Origin of the sequence: Variovorax sp. 679 (genome assembly GCF_003952185.1) — a bacterium.
In the GTDB taxonomy this organism is placed as follows: domain Bacteria; phylum Pseudomonadota; class Gammaproteobacteria; order Burkholderiales; family Burkholderiaceae_C; genus Variovorax.
The window spans coordinates 13,003-35,356 of sequence record NZ_RXFS01000011.1; the positions used below are offsets into that span (position 1 = coordinate 13,003).

Annotated in this window: 26 protein-coding genes; 10 read left to right on the top strand and 16 right to left on the bottom strand. The window is 66.1% G+C overall.

Annotated elements, in window-relative coordinates:
• Positions 1–206: 206 nt before the first annotated feature.
• Positions 207–1,103 (top strand): 4-hydroxy-tetrahydrodipicolinate synthase, encoded by an 897-nt coding sequence (gene dapA, locus EJO71_RS26090; protein ID WP_125951573.1) that lies wholly within the window; start codon positions 207–209, stop codon positions 1,101–1,103.
• Here the strand turns inward: dapA and EJO71_RS26095 are convergent.
• From EJO71_RS26095 to EJO71_RS26130, 8 genes are read right to left on the bottom strand one after another with little or no spacing between them, the layout of a single operon-like run.
• Complete coding sequence (locus EJO71_RS26095; protein ID WP_125951574.1) at positions 1,090–1,341, bottom strand: MoaD/ThiS family protein; 252 nt, start codon at positions 1,339–1,341, stop codon at positions 1,090–1,092. The genes dapA and EJO71_RS26095 overlap by 14 nt on opposite strands.
• Positions 1,342–1,346: 5 nt before the next feature.
• Positions 1,347–2,633, bottom strand: coding sequence for a gephyrin-like molybdotransferase Glp (gene glp, locus EJO71_RS26100; RefSeq protein ID WP_125951575.1), 1,287 nt, complete (start codon positions 2,631–2,633; stop codon positions 1,347–1,349).
• Positions 2,626–3,171 (bottom strand): molybdopterin-guanine dinucleotide biosynthesis protein B, encoded by a 546-nt coding sequence (mobB, locus tag EJO71_RS26105; protein WP_125951576.1) that lies wholly within the window; start codon positions 3,169–3,171, stop codon positions 2,626–2,628. The genes glp and mobB overlap by 8 nt, the downstream gene beginning before the upstream one ends.
• A gap of 18 nt (positions 3,172–3,189) precedes the next feature.
• Positions 3,190–4,605, bottom strand: a complete 1,416-nt coding sequence (gene thrC / locus EJO71_RS26110) for a threonine synthase (RefSeq protein ID WP_125951577.1) — start codon at positions 4,603–4,605, stop codon at positions 3,190–3,192.
• A 9-nt stretch (positions 4,606–4,614) separates the two neighbouring features.
• Complete coding sequence (locus EJO71_RS26115; RefSeq protein ID WP_125951578.1) at positions 4,615–4,929, bottom strand: response regulator; 315 nt, start codon at positions 4,927–4,929, stop codon at positions 4,615–4,617.
• A 30-nt stretch (positions 4,930–4,959) separates the two neighbouring features.
• Entirely contained in the window at positions 4,960–6,282 is a 1,323-nt protein-coding gene (locus EJO71_RS26120) for a homoserine dehydrogenase (protein WP_125951579.1), read from the bottom strand.
• 23 nt (positions 6,283–6,305) lie between these two features.
• Positions 6,306–7,346: a DUF1176 domain-containing protein gene (locus tag EJO71_RS26125; RefSeq protein WP_125951580.1), complete on the bottom strand. Its 1,041-nt coding sequence runs from the start codon at positions 7,344–7,346 to the stop codon at positions 6,306–6,308.
• Complete coding sequence (locus tag EJO71_RS26130) at positions 7,343–8,575, bottom strand: pyridoxal phosphate-dependent aminotransferase (protein ID WP_125951581.1); 1,233 nt, start codon at positions 8,573–8,575, stop codon at positions 7,343–7,345. The genes EJO71_RS26125 and EJO71_RS26130 overlap by 4 nt, the downstream gene beginning before the upstream one ends.
• Before the next feature lie 111 nt (positions 8,576–8,686).
• On the opposite strand from EJO71_RS26130, the gene EJO71_RS26135 reads away from it, so the two are divergent.
• The 8 genes from EJO71_RS26135 to EJO71_RS26170 all read left to right on the top strand — a co-directional run bounded on the left by EJO71_RS26135 (position 8,687) and on the right by EJO71_RS26170 (position 14,360).
• Positions 8,687–9,070, top strand: coding sequence for an Mth938-like domain-containing protein (locus tag EJO71_RS26135; RefSeq protein WP_125951582.1), 384 nt, complete (start codon positions 8,687–8,689; stop codon positions 9,068–9,070).
• 150 nt (positions 9,071–9,220) lie between these two features.
• A complete protein-coding gene (locus EJO71_RS26140) occupies positions 9,221–9,697 on the top strand; it encodes a peroxiredoxin (RefSeq protein WP_019655927.1) in 477 nt (158 codons plus the stop codon).
• A gap of 211 nt (positions 9,698–9,908) precedes the next feature.
• Positions 9,909–11,690, top strand: a complete 1,782-nt coding sequence (locus tag EJO71_RS26145) for a PhoH family protein (RefSeq protein ID WP_125951583.1) — start codon at positions 9,909–9,911, stop codon at positions 11,688–11,690.
• Between the two features lie 156 nt (positions 11,691–11,846).
• Positions 11,847–12,218, top strand: coding sequence for a VOC family protein (locus EJO71_RS26150; RefSeq protein ID WP_125951584.1), 372 nt, complete (start codon positions 11,847–11,849; stop codon positions 12,216–12,218).
• Between the two features lie 6 nt (positions 12,219–12,224).
• Complete coding sequence (locus EJO71_RS26155) at positions 12,225–12,674, top strand: EVE domain-containing protein (RefSeq protein ID WP_125951585.1); 450 nt, start codon at positions 12,225–12,227, stop codon at positions 12,672–12,674.
• Between the two features lie 11 nt (positions 12,675–12,685).
• Complete coding sequence (locus EJO71_RS26160) at positions 12,686–13,135, top strand: GyrI-like domain-containing protein (protein WP_125951586.1); 450 nt, start codon at positions 12,686–12,688, stop codon at positions 13,133–13,135.
• Positions 13,132–13,599, top strand: a complete 468-nt coding sequence (locus tag EJO71_RS26165; RefSeq protein ID WP_125951587.1) for an MGMT family protein — start codon at positions 13,132–13,134, stop codon at positions 13,597–13,599. Before EJO71_RS26160 ends, EJO71_RS26165 begins: the two co-directional genes overlap by 4 nt.
• On the top strand, positions 13,599–14,360 hold the full coding sequence (locus tag EJO71_RS26170) for a YafY family protein (RefSeq protein ID WP_125951588.1): 762 nt from the start codon (positions 13,599–13,601) through the stop codon (positions 14,358–14,360). The genes EJO71_RS26165 and EJO71_RS26170 overlap by 1 nt, the downstream gene beginning before the upstream one ends.
• A gap of 18 nt (positions 14,361–14,378) precedes the next feature.
• On the opposite strand, the gene dnaB is transcribed toward EJO71_RS26170, so the two are convergent.
• The 7 genes from dnaB to ppsA form a co-directional block, all read right to left on the bottom strand.
• Entirely contained in the window at positions 14,379–15,785 is a 1,407-nt protein-coding gene (gene dnaB / locus EJO71_RS26175) for a replicative DNA helicase (RefSeq protein ID WP_125951589.1), read from the bottom strand.
• Between the two features lie 179 nt (positions 15,786–15,964).
• Positions 15,965–16,417 (bottom strand): 50S ribosomal protein L9, encoded by a 453-nt coding sequence (gene rplI, locus EJO71_RS26180; protein ID WP_081270469.1) that lies wholly within the window; start codon positions 16,415–16,417, stop codon positions 15,965–15,967.
• Between the two features lie 12 nt (positions 16,418–16,429).
• Positions 16,430–16,711: a 30S ribosomal protein S18 gene (gene rpsR / locus EJO71_RS26185; protein ID WP_007830781.1), complete on the bottom strand. Its 282-nt coding sequence runs from the start codon at positions 16,709–16,711 to the stop codon at positions 16,430–16,432.
• A 21-nt stretch (positions 16,712–16,732) separates the two neighbouring features.
• Complete coding sequence (priB, locus tag EJO71_RS26190; RefSeq protein ID WP_093203337.1) at positions 16,733–17,047, bottom strand: primosomal replication protein N; 315 nt, start codon at positions 17,045–17,047, stop codon at positions 16,733–16,735.
• Positions 17,048–17,051: 4 nt separating this feature from the next.
• Positions 17,052–17,426, bottom strand: coding sequence for a 30S ribosomal protein S6 (gene rpsF / locus EJO71_RS26195; RefSeq protein ID WP_125951590.1), 375 nt, complete (start codon positions 17,424–17,426; stop codon positions 17,052–17,054).
• Positions 17,427–17,541: 115 nt separating this feature from the next.
• On the bottom strand, positions 17,542–17,991 hold the full coding sequence (locus EJO71_RS26200; protein ID WP_125951591.1) for a hypothetical protein: 450 nt from the start codon (positions 17,989–17,991) through the stop codon (positions 17,542–17,544).
• 142 nt (positions 17,992–18,133) lie between these two features.
• A complete protein-coding gene (ppsA, locus tag EJO71_RS26205; protein ID WP_125951592.1) occupies positions 18,134–20,527 on the bottom strand; it encodes a phosphoenolpyruvate synthase in 2,394 nt (797 codons plus the stop codon).
• Between the two features lie 183 nt (positions 20,528–20,710).
• Here ppsA and EJO71_RS26210 point away from each other — a divergent pair, with 183 nt between their 5' ends.
• The gene (locus tag EJO71_RS26210; protein ID WP_125951773.1) at positions 20,711–21,532 is read left to right on the top strand and encodes a pyruvate, water dikinase regulatory protein; all 822 of its coding nucleotides are present in this window, start codon (positions 20,711–20,713) and stop codon (positions 21,530–21,532) included.
• Between the two features lie 39 nt (positions 21,533–21,571).
• Here EJO71_RS26210 and EJO71_RS26215 read toward each other — a convergent pair whose 3' ends face one another.
• A complete protein-coding gene (locus EJO71_RS26215; RefSeq protein ID WP_240651521.1) occupies positions 21,572–22,354 on the bottom strand; it encodes a heme ABC transporter ATP-binding protein in 783 nt (260 codons plus the stop codon).

The following is a 22,354-nucleotide window of genomic DNA, read 5'->3' on the forward strand; positions in this document are numbered from 1 at the left end:
TCTTCCCGGTGCCTTCGCACCCCGAAGGCCGCCGCGCAGGCCAAGGCAGCAGCAGCAAAGCCAAAAAACCAAAGCTCGTCTGACCGGAGCCGAGGTTCCGTCGTCGGATGAGCGACGGAACCTGCAAAAGGCTTTGGCCCCTACTGGGTTGCGCGCGCATCGGACGATGGTTCTTTCCATCGGTCGATTCCTGAAAGGAAGCCCGCGTGCCTCAACAACAACCAAGCCCCAACACCCCCGACTTTTCCGGTTTCTGGGTGGCCCTCGTCACCCCGTTCCGCGATGGCGCGGTGGATCACACCGCCCTCGCAGCGCTGGTCCGGCGCCTCGCCGACGACGGCGTGACGGGCTTCGTGCCCTGCGGCTCCACCGGCGAGGCGGCCGCGCTCGACGAGACCGAGCAACTGGCCGTGCTCGACACAGTGCTGGGCGCGGCCGGCGGCCTGCCGGTCGTGATGGGCGTTTCCGGCTATCACATGGGCAAGGCCACGGCTTGGGCCCGCAAGCTCTCCGAACGCCCGGTGGCGGGTCTTCTGGTGGCCGCGCCGCATTACGTGCGCCCCTCGCAGGCCGGCCTGCTCGAATGGTTCCACGCCATCGCCGATGCCAGCACGGTGCCGGTGCTGGTCTACGACATTCCCTACCGCACGGGCGTCACCATCGCCCGCGAGACGCTGCTGGCGCTGGCGGAGCACCCACGCATCCGCGGCATCAAGGACTGCGGCGGCGACATGGCCAAGACGCGCGCGGTGATCGCCGATGGCCGGCTGCAGGTGCTGACGGGCGAGGACCACCAGATCTTCGGCACCATGGCCGAAGGCGGCGTGGGCGCCATCGCGGCCAGCGGCAATGTGCAGACGCGGCGCTTCGTGCAACTGGTGAAGCTGCTGGCAGAAAACCGGCTGGCCGAGGCACGCGCCGAATGGCAGGCGCTGCAGCCGCTTGTGGAACTGCTGTTCGCCGAGCCGAATCCCGGCCCGGTGAAGGCGCTGCTGGCCCACCGTGGCGAAATGCGCGACGAACTGCGCTCGCCAATGACCCGCGCATCCGACAGCCTGCGCGAGCGCCTCGTGGCGCTGGAGGAGCGGCTCAACCGCCCGTGACGGGCGGGAAGAAGGCGACTTCGCAGCCTTCGCTCAAGGCTGCGGCTTCGTCGCTCATGACGTGATCGAGCGCCATGCGCACCGCCTTGCCGCGTGCAAGCGCGGTGGCGAAGGCACCACCCCTGGCGATGAGTTCGTCGCGCAGGGCCGAAAGCGTCTCGACCTGCGTGTCGACGGTTTCGCCACTGCTGGAAAGCGCCTCGCGCACCGAGGCGAAATAACGGACCTGGACTTTCATGCGGTTCAGCCCAGCAGCGATGCGAAGGGAATGAAATCGACGGTGTCGCCCGACTTGATCGTGTGGCCCGCCGGGTTGTCGACCACGCCGTCGCCCCAGACCATCGACGTGAGCACGCCCGAGCTCTGGTTGCCAAACAGGTCGAGCCCGCCCGCGGTATTTCGACGGGCGCGCAGGAACTCGCGGCGCTTGTCGGCACGCGGCCAGTCGAAATCGGCGCGCATCTTCACCGCTTCAGGTGCCACGCGCGTCGCACCCTGCAACGTCAACAGGAAGGGCCGCACCAGCATCAGGAAGGTGAGGAAGCTCGACACCGGGTTGCCGGGCAGCCCCGTCACATGGCATGCGCCCTGCCCGTTGCTGCGCGCGATGGAGCCATAGGCGAAGGGCTTGCCGGGCTTCATCGACAGCGACCAGAGCTGCAGCTCGCCGAGCGACTGCAGCGCCGCGCGGATGTGGTCTTCCTCGCCGACGGAAACGCCGCCGGTCGTGATGATCAGGTCGCTGACCTCGGCAGCGTCGCGCAGCGCCACGATGGTGGCCTCGCGGTTGTCCGGCACGATGCCCAGGTCGTTCACCTCGCAGCCCAGCCTGTGCAACAGGGCCCGCATGAAGAAGCGGTTGGAGTTGTAGATGGCGCCGGGCTTCATCGCGTCGGGCGTGACCTCGCCGGGCATCACCAGTTCGTCGCCGGTGGAGAGCATCGCCACGCGCGGCTTGCGCGCGACCTGCAGGCGGTCGAAACCCACGCTGGCCGCGAGGCCCAGCGCGGCGGGCGTCAGGCGCTCGCCCCTCTTGAGCACGACGTCGCCGGAAGCCACGTCTTCGCCCGCGCGGCGAATCCACTGGCCGGCTGCCGGGACGATGGCGATGCGCACCGAACCCAGGCCGCCTTCCTGCGGGGTGGCGGCGGTGTCTTCCTGCATCACGACGGCGTCGGCGCCCTCGGGAATCTGCGCGCCGGTGAAGATTCGCGCCGCGGTGCCGGCCGAGAGCGGCGTGCCGACGGTGCCGGCGGGAATGCGCTGCGCCACCTTCAGCTCGGCGCCTGGCGCGGCGCAGTCGGCCACTCGCACGGCATATCCGTCCATCGCGCTGTTGTCGCGCGGCGGCACGGTCAGCCCGGAAACCAGGTCCTGCGCGAGAACGCGGCCGTCGGCCTCGAAGGTGCCGACGCTTTCGGTGGGCAGCTTCGGCGAGGCCTTCGCAAGCAGCACCGCGATCGCCTCGTCCAGAGGCATCAACGGCGGGCGCGAGGAAGAGGCGGCGAAGGGAACGGGTGAATCAGCCATGGTGATCGGGGTTGTATTCGAAGCGGTCGCCGCTGTCGATCAACCACTTCGCAATGGCCTCGGCGTCGTTGAGGTCGAACAGCGGCCGCCCGGTGGGCGACGGCAAGCTGTCCGGTGCGTCAGTGGCCACGGCGGTGACGAAGGGATCCTCCGGATACAGCACAGGCCGCAAAGGCTCGCCTGCTTCCGGCTCACGCCAGATCTCGATCTTGAGTACGTCGCTGTGCCGGAAGCCCTCGACCAGCACCCAGTCGGCCGCCGGGTGCACCTCGGCCAGCAGCTGGTGCACGCTGAGTTCGACGGGAACTTCGAATTCGCGCATCACGGCCAGCCGCTTGTCGGACGCCACGACCACCTCGAAGGCGCCTGCCTCGCGATGGCGGTACGTGTCCTTGCCGGGATGGTCGATGTCGAACTTGTGGTGCGCATGCTTGACCACCGACACGCGCTGGCCGAGCCGCTTGAGCGCAGGAATGAGGCGCTCGAGCAGCGTGGTCTTGCCCGCGCCCGAATAGCCGGCGAAACCGACGACCTTCATGCCGAAAAGCCGCTACGGTCAGTCACAGTTTTCTGCGATGAAAGCCTTCACGGCTTCCGCGTCGGCCGGCAGCTTGACGACGCGCTTGGGCAGCGCCTCGATGCCTTCGAACTTCTTCGGGCGCGCGGGCTCTTCGCCAAGCGCTTCGACCAGCGTGGCGGCGAACTTGATCGGCAGCGCGGTTTCGAGCACCACCATCGGCACGCCGGGGGTGAGCTGTTCGCGAGCGGCCTTGAGGCCGTCGGCCGTGTGCGGATCGACCAGCGTGGCGAAGCGCTTGTCGGTGTCGCGGATGGTGGCCAGGCGGTCGGCGTGCGTGCTGCGGCCGCTGCGGAAGCCGAAGCGCCCGGCGGCCTGTGCGAATGCAGGGTCGGAGCTCAGGTCGAAGCTGCCGTTCAGGCCCAGGTCGTCCACGAACAGCTTGCGCAGCTTTGCCGGGTCGCGGCCGACCAGATCGAACACGAAGCGCTCGAAGTTGCTGGCCTTGCTGATGTCCATCGACGGGCTGGAGGTCTCGTGCGTATCCACAGCGCCGCGCACGCGGTACACGCCGGTGCGGAAGAACTCGTCGAGCACGTCGTTCTCGTTGGTGGCGACCACCAGCGTCTGGATCGGCAGCCCCATCGATCGCGCCACATGGCCCGCGCAGACGTTGCCGAAGTTGCCCGAGGGCACGGTGAAGCTCACGGGCTTGTCGTTGCTCGCGGTGGCCTGGAAGTAGCCGGCGAAGTAGTAGACGACCTGCGCCAGCAGCCGCGCCCAGTTGATCGAGTTGACCGTGCCGATCCGGTACTTGCGCTTGAAGGCCAGGTCGTTCGACACGGCCTTGACGATGTCCTGGCAGTCGTCGAACACGCCGGTGATGGCGATGTTGTGGATGTTCGCGTCCTGCAGGCTGAACATCTGCGCCTGCTGGAACGGGCTCATGCGGCCGTCGGGCGAGGTCATGAAGACGCGCACGCCCTTCTTGCCGCGCATGGCGTACTCGGCCGCACTGCCGGTGTCGCCGCTGGTGGCGCCCAGGATGTTGAGCTCGGCGCCGCGGCGGGTCAGCTCGTACTCGAACAGGTTGCCCAGCAGCTGCATCGCCATGTCCTTGAAGGCCAGCGTGGGGCCGTTGGACAGGGCCTCGAGATACACGCCGTCTTCCAGCTCGCGCAGCGGCACGATCTCGTCGGTGCCGAACACTTCAGCGGTGTAGGTCTTCGCGCAGATCGCCTTCAGGTCGGCCGATGGAATGTCGTCGATGTAGAGCGACAGGATCTCGAAGGCCAGCTCGGCGTACGGCAGCTGGCGCCATCTGGCGAGCGTCGCGGTGTCGATCTGCGGGTACTTTTCAGGCAGGTAAAGGCCGCCATCGGGCGCGAGGCCTTCGAGGAGGATTTCGCAGAAGCGCTTGCGGTCGGGGTGGCCGCGGGTGCTCAGGTAGTTCACGGGATATTCCTAGAGACCGATTCCATAGTGGCGGATGTCAAGCCAGAAGCGAGAGCCGATCAACGCCAGCATGCCGAAGAAAAGAAGAAGGTAGTGCAAGGTGCGGTGCTCGACATTGTCCGTTGCGTCGAGCGCCGAGAAATAGGCCCAGGCCGCGAGGAAGCTGCCGGCGGCGTTGAGAACCAGCTGCCGCCAGCCGAGGCTGCCGAACAGCGCAAGAGTGACCAGCACCGCGAACCAGAACGCCAAGTGCCAGCGCGGCATTTCCACATGCGCGAACCGGAGCAACCCGACCAGCGCGAATGTGGCAATGAGCGTGGGCACGGCGGCATTCCATGGCGGCAGTCAGTCAGATCAGGACAGCTCTTCCTTGCGGATGCGCACGATCGGCTCCAGCACGGTCGGCAGCGCCTGCAGCTCGGCCAGCACGTCGTTGACGGTGCCTTCGCGCGCGTCGTGCGTGAGGATGATCAGGTCGGTCTGGGTCGAGCCCTCGCCGCCCACTTCATCGGCCTCGCGCTGCAGCACGGCGTCGATGCTGATGCCGGCGGTGGCGAGCAGGCCCGTCACCTTGGCGAGCACGCCGGCCTGGTCGGCCACGCGCAGACGCAGGTAGTAGCTGGTGACGACTTCCGACATAGGCAGCACCTTCAGGTCGCTCATCGCGTCGGGGTGGAAGGCCAGGTGCGGCACGCGGTGCGCGGCATCCGCCGTGTGCAGGCGGGTGATGTCGACCAGGTCGGCGATCACGGCACTGGCCGTCGGCTCGCTGCCGGCGCCCTTGCCGTAGTAGAGCGTGGTGCCCACGGCGTCGCCGTGCACTACCACCGCGTTCATCGCGCCTTCGACGTTGGCCAGCAGGCGCTTCGACGGCACGAGCGAGGGATGCACGCGCAGCTCGATGCCCTTGGCGGTGCGCTTGGTCACGCCCAGCAGCTTGATGCGGTAGCCCAGCTGCTCGGCGTACCTGATGTCCTGCGCGGCGAGCTTGGTGATGCCCTCGATGTGGGCCTTGTCGAACTGCACCGGGATGCCGAAGGCGATGGCACTCATCAGCGTGACCTTGTGGCCCGCGTCCACGCCCTCGATGTCGAAGGTCGGGTCGGCCTCGGCGTAGCCCAGGCGCTGCGCTTCCTTGAGCACGGTCGCGAAGTCCAGGCCCTTGTCGCGCATCTCGGACAGGATGAAGTTGGTGGTGCCGTTGATGATGCCGGCCAGCCACTGGATGCTGTTGGCCGTGAGGCCTTCGCGCAGCGCCTTGATGATGGGGATGCCGCCGGCCACCGCTGCCTCGAAGGCCACCATCACGCCCCTGGCGTGCGCGGCCGCGAAGATCTCGGTGCCGTGCACCGCGAGCAGCGCCTTGTTGGCCGTGACCACGTGCTTGCCGGCCGCGATGGCCTCGAGCACGAGCTGCTTCGCGATGCCGTAGCCGCCGATCAGCTCGATGACGATGTCGATCTCGGGGTTGGCGATGACTTCGCGCGCATCGCTCACCACCTTCACGCCCTCGCCGGCCACTTCGCGGGCGCGGGCGGTGTCGAGGTCTGCAACCATGGTGATCTCGATGCCGCGGCCGGCGCGGCGCTTGATTTCTTCCTGGTTGCGCTGGAGCACCTTGAAGGTGCCGCTGCCGACCGTGCCTGCGCCTAGCAGGCCTACTTGGATGGATTTCATTGGGAGAGTCGCACTCATGGCGTTCATGGTTTGGATGGGGTGGCGGACGGCTCGGAGAGCACGACGCGGCTGACGTAGCGCGGCAGGCTCCAGGCGCCGCCGGCAAAGCCTCGGCACATGCCGTCGCCCGAGGCGCCGGTACGCACGAAGTCCTTGCCGTTGAAGCTCCAGGTCTCGCTCGACCAGCAGTCGCCGATGCCGCGGCCCTTCATGGAGGACGTGACGCTGGCGTCCTTCCCGTCGAAGTCGCCGTTCGCCTCGATGGCGACGGGCGCATAGGGCGGCTTGTCGTTTGCGATCCAGAGCAGGCTGGAGTAGTTGTAGGCGCCCATGCCGCAGCCGAAGGACAGCAGCACCTTGCGGTCGGTCAGGCGCGAGACGTTCAGCGACTTGGCGTTGAAGTCGTCGTGGTTGTTGCAGGCTTCCTTGACGCTGTCCAGCTTCAGGGAAGGGAAGATGCGCGCGGCCAGGGCGTCGTCGCCGGTGCGCGCCTTGGGCGGCACGACCACGTTCACGACGGGTGCCGGCACCGGCGGCGGCACGGAGGATTCGGGCTTGTTGCCGCGGCGCACCAGCGCGCCGGGCGTACCGACGCGGCCCTGGGCCTCGTCCATCTTCAGCAGCACGGCGTTGAGGCCGGCAAGCGAAAGAACCCACTTGTGTCCGCCGCTGTCCGTGAGCGTGGCGTCGTCCCCCTTGAGCAGTTCGGGCAGCACGGTGCGGATCTGCGCCTGGTCGAGGCTGACGGCACTGTCCTTGAGACCGGACAAGGTGGCCTTTCCGACCTTGAAGCGCATCGAGCCCTTGGCATCCGCCTGGCCGCCAGTCTGCAAGTCGATTTCGATGGGGGTGCCGGGGCCCGCGTTGCGGGTGATGAGCATCGACACCGGCTCCAGGGCGCTCCCGCTCTCCACCTGGTAGCCGGCTGCGCGGCAGGTGCGGGTGTTGTCGCAGGCCAGCTCCCAGTCGTTGTGCGAGAACGAAACGGACTCCTTGCCGGCGGCGCCTGCGGAGAACGCGGCGAACGACAGCGCCGCGGCGGCAGTGATGCGGGCAGGCGTCATGCTCGCTGCTTGCGTCGCAAGCGGTACTGCTCCAGGAACCTCGCGATGCGGTTGATGGCCTCGCGCAGGTCGTCCTCGTGGGGCAGGAACACGATGCGGAAGTGGTCCGGCGTGGCCCAGTTGAAGCCGGTGCCCTGCACCAGCATCACGCGGGTTTCCTTGAGCAGCTCGAGGAAGAACTGGCGGTCGTCCTCGATCGGATAGACCTCCGGGTCGAGCTTGGGGAACATGTAGAGCGCGGCGCTCGGCTTGACGCAGCTCACGCCCGGGATGGCAGTGATCAGCTCGTAGGCTAGGTCGCGCTGGCGGCGCAGGCGGCCGCCATCGCACACGAGGTCGTTGATGCTCTGGTAGCCGCCGAGCGCCGTCTGAATGGCCCACTGGCCCGGCACGTTGGCGCACAGGCGCATGTTCGAGAGCATGTTCAGGCCCTCGATGTAGTCCTGCGCGCTGCGCTTGTCGCCCGACACCACCAGCCAGCCGGCGCGATAGCCGCACGAGCGGTAGCTCTTGGACAGCGAATTGAAGGTGAGCGTGAGCACGTCGGTCGACAGGCTGGCGATGGCTGTGTGCCTGACGCCGTCGTACAGCACCTTGTCGTAGACCTCGTCGGCGAAGATCACGAGGCCGTGCTCGCGCGCGATCTCCACGATGCTCTTGAGCAGCTGGTCGGAATACAGCGCGCCGGTCGGGTTGTTCGGGTTGATGACCACGATGCCCTTGGTGCGCGGCGTGATCTTGGCGCGGATGTCGTCGAGGTTGGGCATCCAGCCATTGGCCTCGTCGCACAGGTAGTGCACCGGCGTACCGCCAGACAGGCTCGTGGAGGCGGTCCACAGCGGATAGTCGGGGGCCGGAAGCAGCAGCTCGTCGCCGTCGTTGAGCAGCGCGTTCGTGGACATGGCGATCAGCTCGCTGGCGCCGTTGCCGAGGTAGATGTCGTCGAGGGTGACGCCCGCGATGCCCTGCTTCTGCGTCTCATGCATCACCGCCTTGCGTGCCGCGAAGACGCCCTTGCTGTCCGAATAGCCGGCCGAGGTGGGCAGGTTGCGGATCATGTCCTGCTGGATTTCCTCGGGAGCATCGAAGCCGAACACGGCCAGATTGCCGATGTTGAGCTTGATGATTTTCTGGCCGTCCTCTTCCATCTGCTTGGCGGCATCCATGATGGGACCGCGGATGTCATAGAGAACGTTGGCCAGCTTGGCCGATTTCTTGAGCTGCTTCAAAGGGCCCTCCCGGGCGCGGGGTTGGAGTTTGCTTACGCGGAATCAAAGGCCCTTGCGAGCCCCGTGGCACTAGGGAAAACCTATAATTTGACCACAGTTCCCAGTGCCCAGATGAAGCTCCAGCCCGACAAATCCGACGCTCAGTCTCTCACCGCACACGGCCCCGGCTGGGTGGCCATCAACAACGAAAAAGTCGAAGGCAGCGTGGTGGTTGGCTCACGCGGCGAGCGCTTCGAATGGAATTGCTCGAGCTTCGACCAGCTCGGCCCCGAACATTTCGCGCAACTGGCGGCCCTGGGCGCCGAATTGATCATTTTCGGCAGCGGAAACCGCATCCGCTTCCCCCAGCCCGCCTGGCTGAAGCCGCTGATGGCCCAGCGTACCGGCGTCGAAACCATGGACACCGCGGCAGCCTGCCGGACCTACAACATCCTGGCCGGAGAAGGCCGGCACGTGATCGCGGCCCTGCTGGTGGAGAGCCCCGCGGGTGGCTGAGAGGGGTGTTTTCGGGGTAAAATACCGGGTTGCGAACAGGCCAGCTACCCCAAAGTTAGCAACGACCAATCCTCCACTCTTTAGAGCAAGCCCTGTCCGAAACGGGGCGAGAGGGCTCGGGAGCGGAATCTAACGGAGAAAACAAGTTTCATGGCGATCGTTGTCAACAAACCCATTCCTGAATTCGACGCCAACGCCACGGGCGGCATCAAGGTCTCGAATACCTCGCACCTCGGCCACGTGCTGGTCATGTATTTTTACCCGAAAGATAACACTCCGGGTTGCACCACCGAAGCCATGCAGTTCCGCGACCGCTACAAGGACTTCGAAAAAGCCGGCGCCACGGTGTTCGGCGTGTCCCGCGACAACATGAAGTCGCACGACGAATTCAAGGCCAAGCTCGAGCTGCCCTTCGAGCTCATCGCCGACACCGAAGAAAAGATGTGCCACATGTTCGGCGTGGTCAAGAACAAGATCATGTACGGCAAGAAGGTCAAGGGCATCGAACGCAGCACCTTCCTGATCGGTGCCGACGGCATCCTGAAGGCCGAATGGCGCGGGCTCAAGGTTCCCGGCCATGTCGACGACGTGCTCAAGGCCGTCAAGGCACTCAAGAAGGCCGCCTGATCGTCGCCCGGCAAGCCGGCCGTGCGCTTTTGCGCTCCTGCGTGGGAAATGCCCAACGCGGAGCGTAAAGAGCCCCTGGCGCGTCATCGGCGGTGTGCATAATGGCTTCATGCCGTTGAGCTCCACGACCGCATCCTCCGAACAAAGCCGCCTTGGTCTTCAGGCGGCTTTTTCGTTTTCTGGTTCCCACTTTCTGCGAGCGATCTGACACATGCCACTGCCCCCCGCCCCCACGAAACGCGCTGCATTGCTCTCTCCGGACGCACTCGATGCGCCCGCCCGGTCCTCGCACCGGGGTTCGCGCCGTTCCGGTGATTCGCGCGCTGACGAAGCCGTGGCGCGCAGTCCGCAGCCGCTGGAACTGTTCGACAGCCTTGGCACCGAAGGCGCCGGCGGCGGCGAAGCCGTGCGCCCCGCGCGCAAGGCCAGATCCAAGACCCCACCCGCACCCGCGCCGGTGAGCACTCCCCAGCCGCAGGCGCTCGTGCAGGTCGAGACGAAGGCGCCGACCGTCACGCCCTCCCCCGCTCCCGTCGCAACACCCCAGCCGCCGGCACGCCCCAAGCGCAGCAAGTCCACGGGCCCGGCCAAGCTGTTCGTACTCGACACGAACGTGCTGCTGCACGACCCCATGTGCCTGTTCCGCTTCGAGGAGCACGACATCTTCCTGCCGATGATCGTGCTGGAGGAGCTCGACGGCCACAAGAAGGGCACCACCGAAGTCGCGCGCAACGGCCGCCAGACCAGCCGTACGCTCGACGCGCTGGCCGCCGCCCAGGACGCCGACATCGACAAGGGCCTGAAGCTCGACACCACCGGCCATCGCGAGGCCGGCGGCCGGCTGTTCTTCCAGACCGCACCCCTCGACTATTCGCTGCCGATCAGCCTGCCCCAGGGCAAGGCCGACAACCAGATCCTCGGCGTGGTGCACGCGCTGCGCGACGAATACGCCAAGGACCGCCCGGGTCGGCCGAAGCAGGAAGTGGTGCTGGTGTCGAAGGACATCAACATGCGCGTCAAGGCGCGCGCCCTGGGCCTGGCCGCCGACGACTACCAGAACGACAAGACGCTGGAAGACGGCGACCTGCTGTACGCCGGCTCGCTGGCGCTGCCGGCCGACTTCTGGACCCGCCAGAGCAAGACCGTCGAAAGCTGGCAGAGCGGCAGCAGCACCTTCTACCGGATCAGCGGCCCGCTGGTGCCCAACCTCTTCATCAACCAGTTCGTGTACTTCGAGGCACCCGGCGAGCCGAGCATGTACGCCCGCGTCACCGAGATCCGCGACAAGACCGCTGTGCTCAAGACGCTCAAGGACTACAGCTCGGGCAAGAACGCGGTCTGGGGCGTGAACACGCGCAACCGCGAGCAGAACTTCGCGATGAACCTGCTGATGGACCCGGAGATCGACTTCGTCACGCTGACCGGCACCGCCGGCACCGGCAAGACCCTGATGGCGCTGGCCTCCGGCCTCACGCAGGTGCTGGACGACCGTCGCTATACCGAGATCATCATGACTCGCGCCACCGTGAGCGTGGGCGAGGACATCGGCTTCCTGCCCGGCACCGAAGAGGAAAAGATGGGCCCCTGGATGGGCGCGCTCGACGACAACCTCGAGTTCCTGGCCAAGGGCGACGGCGGCGGTGCCGGCGAATGGGGCCGCGCGGCCACCAACGAGCTGATCCGCAGCCGCATCAAGGTCAAGAGCATGAACTTCATGCGCGGGCGTACCTTCCTCAACAAGTACGTGATCATCGACGAGGCGCAGAACCTCACGCCCAAGCAGATGAAGACGCTGATCACCCGCGCCGGCCCCGGCACGAAGATCATCTGCATGGGCAACCTCGCGCAGATCGACACGCCGTACCTGACGGAAGGCTCCTCGGGCCTGACCTTCGCGGTCGACAAGTTCAAGGGCTGGCCGCACGGCGGCCACATCACGCTGGCGCGCGGCGAACGTTCGCGGCTGGCCGACTTCGCGAGCGACGTGCTCTGATCCACGGGGCAAGGCCCCACGCGAGCCCGCGCATGCTCCAAGAGCAGCGCGGGCTTTTTTCATCCGTGGTGACAGGCTACTGACAAGACGCTGTCAGTAGGCCGCTCGCACCATCGGGGCTCCTTCCAACGCAACGAAAGAAAGAGAGAGTCCCGAATGCAAAACGCCATCAGCTGGTTCGAGATCCCGGTCGCCGACATGGACCGCGCCCAGGCCTTCTACGAGACCGTGCTGGCCCGCAAGCTGCGCCGCGAGAACTTCGGCGGCGAGACGCTGGCCGTATTCCCGCACGACAAGCCCGCCACCGGCGGCGCGCTGCAGGCCGGCGCCAATGCCAGCGCGCGCGCCGGCACGGGCATCCGCATCTACCTCGACTGCAACCCGAGCATCGACGCCGTGCTCGCGCGCATCGAAGCCGCCGGCGGGCAGATCGTGGCACCCAAGTCCGCCCTGCCGCCCGGCCTGGGCTTCATCGCCCGCCTGCGCGACACCGAGGGCAACGAAGTCGGCCTGCACGCGCAGGAGTGATCCGCCGTGGCACAGCGCAACTGGATCGCCGTGGCCAGCGCCGAGCATGCGCGGCGCGGCCGCGACCATCGGCCGCTCGGCTTCCTGCAGGTCGGCCATGGCAAGCATGCGCCGCTCAAGCGGCTCTCGGCGGGCGACCGCGTGGCGTACTACTCGCCAGCCACGGTGTTCGGGGGCACGGACAAGCTGCAGAGCTTCGTGTCGATCGGCATCGTGCAGCCCGGCGAGCCGTACGAGTTCGACATGGGCAACGGCTTCGTGCCATGGCGGCGCGACGTGATCTATGCAGCCTCGCACGAGGCGCCGATTGCACCGCTGATCGAGCGCCTCGTTTTCATCGAGAACCCCAAGCAATGGGGTTACAAATTCCGCTTCGGCATGTTCGATGTCAGCGACGCCGACATGAAGCTGATCGCCCAGGCCATGAAGGCCGATCTAAAAACACTATTGCTCTGAGGAGAAAGCACATGGAACCCGTTCGCCAGCATCAGGCAGCCTTTCGCATCGCAGGCCTCACCGTCCGCACCACCAACCGCGAGGAGATGAATCCCGCAACAGCCCGCCTCGGGGCGCTGTGGGGCCGATTCTTCGGCGAAAAGATCGCTGAATCGACACCCGGCCGCACCGGCGACGAGCGCATCTTCGGCGCCTATTCGGCCTACGAATCGGACGCCCACGGCGCCTTCGACGTGACGGCGGGCGTCGCCGTCTCGGGCGAAGCCGGCAGCCTCGCCATCGAGGCCGGAGACTACCTCGTCTTCACCGGCCAGGGCGAGATGCCGCAGATGGTGATCGCCACCTGGCAGCGCATCTGGCAGTATTTCGAGGCGCACCCGGAAATCGCACGCAGCTACCGCAGCGATTTCGAAGCCTACGAAGGACCTGACAAGGTGGCGATCCACATCGGAGTTTCATGAGCCTCAAGAAGAGCTGGCGCGACCGCCTGGCCAGCTACCCTCACCTGCCGAACGTCAAGGAGATTCCCGCCGCCATGCGCCCCCGGCACGGCGAGGGAACCATCGCCACGCCGTCGCCGCAGGAAGTGGAAGCCGCGATGCGCAGCATCCCGGAAGGCCGGCTCGCGACGGTGATGGGCATCGGCGAGGAGATCGCGCTGCGCCACCAGGCAACCATCGGCTGCACCGTGACCACGGCGATCTTCGCGCACATGGTCGCGCATGCCGCCGAGGAGGCGTCCGACGCAGAGAGCTGCACACCCTGGTGGCGCACCCTCAAGATCGGCGGCGAGCTCAACGCAAAGTATCCCGGGGGCGTCGAGGCGCAGATGTCGAGGCTCGAGGCCGAAGGCCACACGGTCGCGCAGCGCGGCAAGCGCTACTTCGTCGAAGACTTCGCGAAGAAGCTCACCGGAATCCGCTGATGCGCCGCGCCGACCGCCTGTTCCAGCTCGTGCAGCTCATCCGGGGGCGCCGGCTGACCACGGCCGCGTTCCTGGCGCAGCGCCTCGAAGTGTCGGAGCGCACCGTGTACCGCGACGTGGCCGATCTCCAGCACCAGGGCGTGCCCATCGAGGGCGAGGCCGGCGTGGGCTACCGGCTGGGCGCCGGCTTCGAGCTGCCGCCGTTGATGTTCACGCAGGACGAGGCTTCGGCGCTGGTGGCTGCAGCGCGGCTCGCACAGAGCTGGGTCGATCCGGCACTGGCACGCGACATCGAGACCGGGCTGGGCAAGATCCTGTCTGTGCTGCCGTCGGCGGCACGGGTCTCGGCCGAGGCGCTTGCGCTCTACGCGCCGGGGCTGGGCCTGGACGACGCCCTGCGCGCACGGCTGCAGACCTTGCGCGAAGCGACCCAGTCGCACAGCAAGCTGCGGCTGCACTACCGCGACGTGTCGGGCGATGCCAGCGAGCGCACCGTACGACCGCTCGGCTGCTTCTACTGGGGCAAGGTCTGGACGCTCTCGACCTGGTGCGAACTGCGCAACGATTTCCGGGGCTTCCGCCTGGATCGCATGGACGCGATCGAGGTTCTGCCGGAACGCTTCCGCGACGAGCCGGGAAAGACATTGGCCGACCTGCTGCGGCAGGTCCAGGCCGAAGCGGTGCAAGGCAAGGTCATGCCGCAAAAGCCGCATGCCCTGCCGCCCTGGACCAACGAAGGCAGCGGCAACAGCTCCGGCTGACGACGGCCAGGCGCCCCGTCAGTACTCGTCGTTGTTGCTGTAGCCGACCAGGTTTTCGAACTTGGTGAGCGGCTTCAGGAAACCGAGCTTGACGGTGCCGGTCGGGCCGTTACGGTGCTTGCTGATGATCACCTCGGCCACGCCCGGCTCCTTCGACTCCTTGTTGTAGTAGTCGTCGCGGTAGATGAACATGATGATGTCCGCGTCCTGCTCGATGGCGCCGGATTCGCGCAAGTCGCTCATCATGGGGCGCTTGTCGGTGCGGCTCTCCACGCCGCGGCTGAGCTGCGACAGCGCGATCACCGGGCACTTCAGCTCCTTGGCCAGCATCTTCAGGCCGCGCGAGATTTCGCCCACGGCCGTGGCGCGGTTCTCGTCGCCCGAGCTGCTGGTCGACATGAGCTGCAGGTAGTCGACCACGATCAGGCCCAGCCGGCCGTACTGGCGCGCCAGTCGGCGCGCGTTGGCGCGCAGTTCGCTGGTCGAGAGGCCCGGCGTCTCGTCGATGTGCAGCGACACGGTGCGCAGCTTCTCGATGGCTTCGGTCAGGCGCGGCCACTCTTCGTCGGTGAGCTTGCCGGTGCGCAGATGCCCCTGGTCGATGCGGCCGATGGAGCCCACGATACGCACCGCCAGCTGGGCGGCGCCCATTTCCATGGAGAACACGGCCACGGGCAGGCCCTCGTCGAGCGCCACGTGCTCGGCGATGTTGATCGCGAGCGAGGTCTTGCCCATCGAGGGGCGCGCGGCCAGCACGATCATGTCGCCCGGCTGCAGGCCGGAGGTCATCTTGTCGAAGTCATTGAAGCCGGTGCGAACGCCCGTGATGTCGTTCGGGTTCTCGGCCATTTCCGTCACGCGGTCGAGCAGGTCGACCACCAGGGCATCCATGCTCTGGAAGCCCTGCTTCATCCGCGTGCCTTCTTCGCCGATGTTGAAGATCTTCTGCTCGGCTTCGTCGAGGATCTTGTCGACCGCCTTGCCTTGCGGGTTGAAGGCGTTGGTCGCGATCTCGTCGCTGGCGGTGACCAGCTTGCGCAGGATCGAGCGCTCGCGCACGATCTCGGCGTAGCGGCGGATGTTGCTCGCACTGGGCACGTACTGCGCGAGCGAGTTCAGGTAGACCAGTCCGCCGATCTCGTCGGCCTTGCCGAGGTTCTGCAGCTGCTCGTAGACGGTGATCACGTCGGCCGGCTTGCTGGCGTTGATCAGCCCGCCGATGGCCGCGTAGATCAGCTTGTGCTCATGGCGGTAGAAGTCGCCGTCGACCAGCAGGTCGCCCATGCGGTCCCAGGCGCCGTTGTCGAGCAGCAGGCCGCCGAGCACGCTCGATTCGGCCTCGATGGAGTGAGGCGGAATGCGCAGCTGAGCGACTTGGCGATCGGCCGACGGGTCATTGTCGGCATAGGAGAAAACGGCGGACATGGACTTCCCTTGCAACCCTGCATGCTAAGCCGCGCAGGTCGATGCGAGTGTGGACAAGGTTGTGAATAAACGGTGATCTTCCAGTGCAATCGGCTGGAAAAGACGGGACAACCTCGGCGCGGAAAAAGAAAAGCCGCCCGAAGGCGGCTTTTGTGCAGCGCACGAGGCGCTGTGGACAATCAGGCGGTTTCGCCGTAGACCGTCACGGTGATGTCGACCACCACGTCGGTGTGCAGGGCAACGCTCACGGTGCTGTCGCCGACGACCTTGATCGGGCCGTTGGGCAGGCGAACCTGCGACTTGACAACCTTGTAGCCTTGCTTGCCCAGCTCTTCGGCGATGTCGCCGTTGGTGACCGAGCCGAACAGACGGCCGTCGACGCCAGCCTTTTGCGTCAGCTTGATGGTCGTGCCACCAAGCTTTTCGCCTTGAGCTTGCGATTCGGCCAGCTTGGCGGCAGCAGCCTTTTCGAGTTCGGCGCGCTTGGCTTCGAATTCGGCCTTGTTGGCGGCGGTGGCGCGACGGGCCAGACCCGTCGGGATCAGGAAGTTGCGAGCGTAGCCGTCCTTGACCTTGACGATATCGCCCAGGGCACCGACGTTGACAACCTTGTCCAGAAGAATGATTTGCATGGTCGGGACTCCTTAGACGCGGTGCTGGTCGCTGTACGGCACCATGGCCAGGAAGCGGGCGCGCTTGATGGCGGTGTTCAGCTGGCGCTGGTAGATCGCGCGCGTGCCGGTCAGGCGGGCGGGGATGATCTTGCCGTTTTCGCTGATGAAGTCACGCAGCGTGTCGATGTCCTTGTAGTCGATTTCCTCGACGCCAGCGACAGTGAAGCGGCAGAAGCGCTTGCGCTTGAACAGCAGCGACTGGGTGTTGCGCTTCGGGCGCTTGTCTTTGTTGAATTTCTTGAACGTGGCCATTTCGGGACCTCTTGTCGAAAATTAATCTTGCTGAAAATCCTGGATGTGCAGGACCGGATGCTTGCCGTTGCCCGGTGTCGCGAGGAATCCCTGAAAACGCCAGAGACTTCCCATCGACTGCCTTGCGAGCCGTTCGGCGATGGCGCCGAAGGCAACGGCCTTGAGGGCCGTCTTCACCTGCCTGGGCTTTCCTGCCTCCTGGAGCGTCGACTCATGTTCGAGCTTCAGATCGATGGCTGGCAAGCCGGCTGGCGTGAATCGCAGGGTTCCGAGTTCGGCAACGGAGGCGGTCAGCAGAAGCTGGTTGACCCCGGTTGCCGCAGCGGCGGCAGTCACGCCATCAGTTGTTGTTGGCGGCGTACTCGGCCTGCTGGGCCTTGCGGGCCTCTTCGCGCTCGACCGTCTTCATCATCGACGAAGGACCGGTTTCGGCCTTCTTCTTCTGGACGGTCAGGTGACGCAGAACGGCGTCGTTGAACTTGAACGCGTGTTCGAGTTCGCCCATCACGGTCTGTTCAGCTTCGATGTTGACGCACAGGTAGTGGGCCTTGCTGAGCTTGTTGATCTGGTAAGCCAGCTGACGGCGGCCCCAGTCTTCGACGCGGTGGACCTTGCCGCCGCCGGCCGTGATCAGGCCCTTGTAGCGCTCCAGCATGGCCGGAACTTGTTCGCTCTGATCCGGGTGGATCAGCAAAATGATTTCGTAGTGACGCATGGCACTCCTTGTGGATTCTTCCGAGGAAGAGGAAAAGCCACCTGCAGCGTCGGGCGCAGTGTGGCAAGGCAAAGCCGGTGATTATAGCCCTGTCGGCCGCACTCCGGCAAGATGCTCAGTCGTTCAGGGCCTTGTCGAGCGCCGCAGCCTTCTCGTCGCCGACTGCCGCGCGGATCTTCGGCGCCAGCGCCAGCAGGTCTTCGTAGCCCGTCGCGGCCTCGACCTGCAGGTTGAGCCTGAAGCCCTTCAGGCCCAAGCCACCAGTCAGCTGGGTCGCAATGGGATAGGCATCCTTGTAGCGCTGCTGCCTGCTGCGGCCAGAAGAGCCCTGGGCAGGCGCCGCAACCTCTTTGGAAGGCGCCGCGCTTCCCGCCGCCGGCTCCAGCACGCCCAGCCCGACCATCTGGTCGATGTCTTCGCGGACGATGCCCATGCCGGCAGCCAGCACGTCATCGACCGACCGCTTGCCGTCGAACAGGATGAACGCCGAGCGCTGGCGCGGCGACAGCGGGATCGAACGATCCTTCAGCGCCTGGTGCCCTGCTTCTGTCTTGACGAGGATCATGGTGGTCTTCCCTTCCGGGATACGCCCGTGAGTCCTGCCAGTCTGGCATCAAATACGCAATTTGTTTCAAATCACACTCCCGAGTCGCGGGAATCCCCCCATGGGGATTTCCGCAATTCAGGAGCTTCGGCCTTCGCCCGGCTCAGCGCTTGGCGAGCTGCTGCCAGGTGTCGATCACGCTGTCGGGATTCAGCGAGATCGACTCGATCCCCTGCTCCGCCAGCCACAGCGCGAAGTCGGGGTGGTCGCTGGGGCCCTGGCCGCAGATGCCGACGTACTTGCCCTGCGACTTGCAGGCCTTGATGGCGCGGCTCAGCAACGCCTTGACGGCCGGATCGCGCTCGTCGAAGTCGGCGGCCAGCAGTTCGAGGCCCGAGTCGCGGTCCAGGCCCAGGGTGAGCTGGGTCAGGTCGTTCGAGCCGATCGAGAAGCCGTCGAAGTACTGCAGGAACTCGTCGGCCAGCACGGCGTTGCTCGGCACCTCGCACATCATGATCAGCTTGAGTTCGTTCTCGCCGCGCTTCAGGCCGTGCTCGGCGAGCAGGCCGGTCACGCGCTCGGCCTGGCCCAGGGTGCGCACGAAGGGCACCATGATCTGCACGTTGGTCAGGCCCATGTCGTTGCGAACGCGCTTGAGCGCCTCGCATTCCATGGCGAAGGCCTCGCCGAAATCGGCGCTCAGGTAGCGCGCCGCGCCGCGGAAGCCCAGCATCGGGTTTTCTTCTTCCGGCTCGTAGCGGCTGCCGCCGATCAGCTTGCGGTACTCGTTCGACTTGAAGTCCGACAGGCGCACGATGACCTTCTTGGGCCAGAAGGCGGCGGCAATGGTCGCAATGCCCTCCGCCACCTTGTCGACGTAGAACGCGCGCGGCGAGGCGTGGCCGCGGGCCACCGACTCGACGGCCTTCTTCAGGTCGTTGTCGACGTTCGGGTAGTCGAGGATCGCCTTCGGATGCACGCCGATGTTGTTGTTGATGATGAACTCGAGCCGCGCCAAGCCCACGCCGTGGTTCGGCAGCTGCGCGAAGTCGAAGGCGAGCTGGGGATTGCCCACGTTCATCATCAGCTGGATGTCGATCTCGGGCATCACGCCGCGCTGCACTTCGGTCACTTCGGTCTCGAGCAAGCCGTCGTAGATGAAGCCTGTGTCGCCCTCGGCGCAGCTCACCGTGACCAGCGTGCCGTCCTTCAGCAGGTCGGTGGCGTCGCCGCAGCCGACCACGGCCGGAATGCCCAGCTCGCGCGCGATGATGGCCGCGTGGCAGGTACGCCCGCCGCGATTGGTGACGATGGCGGCGGCGCGCTTCATCACCGGTTCCCAGTTGGGGTCGGTCATGTCGGTGACGAGCACGTCTCCGGCCTGCACCTGGTCCATTTCGCTGATGCTGTGCACGAGCCGCACGGGGCCGGTGCCGATCTTCTGGCCGATGGCGCGGCCTTCGGCCAGCACTGCCCCCTTGCCCAGCAGCTTGTAGCGCTGCTCGGCCTTGCCCTGCTGCTGGCTCTTCACGGTCTCGGGGCGGGCCTGCAGGATGTAGAGCTGGCCGTCGGTGCCGTCCTTGCCCCACTCGATGTCCATCGGGCGGCCGTAGTGCTCCTCGATCACCAGCGCGTACTTGGCGAGCTGCTCGACGTCCGCATCGGTCAGCGAGTAGCGGTTGCGCTGCTCGGCCTTGACGTCGGTGGTCTTCACCAGCTTGCCGGTCGCCTTCTTTTCCTCGGGCGTGGCGAATTCCATCTGGATCAGCTTGGAGCCGAGGTTGCGGCGGATGACGGCCTTCTTGCCGGCTCTCAGGGTCGGCTTGTGCACGTAGAACTCGTCGGGGTTCACTGCGCCCTGCACCACCGTCTCGCCCAGGCCATAGCTGGAGGTGATGAACACCACGTCCTCGAAGCCCGACTCGGTGTCGATGGTGAACATCACGCCGGCGGCGCCGAGATCGGAGCGCACCATGCGCTGTACGCCGGCCGACAGCGCGACCACGTCGTGCTCGAAGCCCTTGTGCACGCGGTAGCTGATGGCGCGGTCGTTGTAGAGGGAGGCGAACACCTCCTTCATCTTGTGCAGCACGTCGTCGATGCCAACCACGTTCAGGAAGGTTTCCTGCTGGCCAGCGAAGGAGGCGTCGGGCAGGTCTTCGGCGGTGGCCGAGGAGCGCACCGCGAACGATGCGGCCGGGTTGCCCGCGCTCAGCGTCGCGAAGGCTTCGGTGATGGCTTTCTGCAGGTCGGCCGGGAACGGCTGGGCCTCGACCATGCCGCGGATTTCCGCGCCGGCGGCGGCCAGTGCGCGGACGTCCTCGACGTCCAGCGCGGCGAGCCGCTTGCTGATCTTGTCGGCCAGGCCGTCATGGGCCAGGAACTGGCGGAATGCGTGGGCCGTGGTCGCGAAACCGGTGGGCACCCGCACGCCCTGCGGCAGCTGCGAGATCATTTCGCCGAGGCTGGCGTTCTTGCCGCCAACCGCCTCGACGTCGGTCATTCTCAGGTTTTCAAACGGTACGACCAGGGCGGTCGCGTCGAAAAGTGCAGACATGGGAAAGCTCCAGAAGTTGAAACCGGTGCCGCATGCAAAAGGCGCGGCACGATCGTTGTCGTTGCTTTGGGTGCGGGCGCGATGTGCATGGAGAGAATTGGGGTTGGGAAGCGGATTCCCGATAATGGCCCTGATTGTAGGCGGGGCAAGGTTGTCCGCGCCGCAGGACAAGGCCGCATGACCATGCACTCACGCACTGTTTTCTTTATTTCCGACGGCACCGGCATCACCGCCGAGACCTTCGGCAACGCCGTTCTGGCCCAGTTCGAGATGAAGCCGCGCCACGTCCGGCTGCCCTTCACCGACACGGTAGACAAGGCGCACCAGGCCGTGAGGCAGATAAACCACACTGCCGAAATCGAAGGTGTCCGACCCATCGTTTTCACCACGCTGGCCAACATGGATGTTCTGGAAGTGATCGAAACCGGCTGCAAGGGCATGCTGCTGGACATGTTCGGCACCTTCGTGCGGCCGCTGGAAATCGAGCTGGCCGTGAAGTCGAATCACCGCATCGGCCGCTTCAGCGACGTCAGCAAGAGCAAGGAATACAACGATCGCATCGCCGCGATCGACTTCAGCCTGCAGCACGACGACGGCCAGAGCAATCGCGACCTGGAGGGCGCCGACGTGATCCTCGTGGGCGTGAGCCGCAGCGGCAAGACGCCGACCTCGCTCTACCTGGCGATGCAGCACGGCCTGAAGGCCGCCAACTACCCGCTGATTCCCGAAGATTTCGACCGCCGGCAGCTGCCGCCGGCCCTGATCCCGCATCGCAAGAAGATCTTCGGTCTGACCATCCAGCCCGAACGGCTCAGCGAGATCCGCAACGAGCGCCGGCCGAACTCGCGCTACGCCAGCATCGAGAACTGCCGCCACGAGGTGGCCGAGGCCGAGGCGATGATGCGGCGCGCCGGCATCCGCTGGCTCTCGACCACCACCAAGTCGATCGAGGAAATCGCCACCACGATCCTGCAGGAGCTGCGGCCGGAGCGGCTGGTTTACTGAAATTGCTACTTTTTGGATAGCAAACAGCAACCGGCCGGCCTAGCCGAAAAGGTACTGAACCGTGCCGTCCGCACTCGTGACGGGCTGGCACGGCGTGCCCCAGACTGCCTCGATCAGCGCCGGCTGGAGCACCTCGGCCGTCGCCCCCTGCGTCAAGCCGCCCGAGGCGCCCCCAAGCACCACCACCTCGTCGGCATAGCGCCGCGCCAGGTTCAGGTCGTGCAGCACGGCAACCACACCCACGCCGCGCCCGGCCCAGGCGCGCAGCAGGCGCATCGCCGAGTGCTGATGCGCAAGGTCGAGCGCCGCGGTGGGCTCGTCGAGCAGCAGCCAACGGGTCGCACCATCGGGCCTCGGGTGCCACAGCTGGGCCAGCGCCCGCGCCATGTGGGCCCGCGCCTTCTCGCCGCCCGACAGGGTGTTGAGGATGCGCGGCGCCAGCACCGACACGTCGGTCAGCGCCATCGCTTCGTCGACGATCGCGTCCTCGTCGTGGACCGGCGCGCGGCGGTGCGGATAACGCCCCAGCGCCACGATCTCCTGCGCGGTGAAGTCGAAGGCGACAGCGCTTTCCTGCGGCATCAGGGCACGGCGCAGCGCCAGTGCCTGCATGCCGTGGTCCGCGAGCGGCCGCCCGTCGAGCGTCACGCTGCCTTGCGTCGGCGCACGCTGGCCTGCCAGCACCGACAGCAGCGTCGACTTGCCCGCGCCGTTCGGCCCGAGGATGGCCGTCACCCGGCCCGGCGAAAGATGAACCGAGGCGTCGGCGAGCAGCGTCTTCGCGTCGAGCCGGACCTCGACGCCGGTACAGCACAAAGCCAT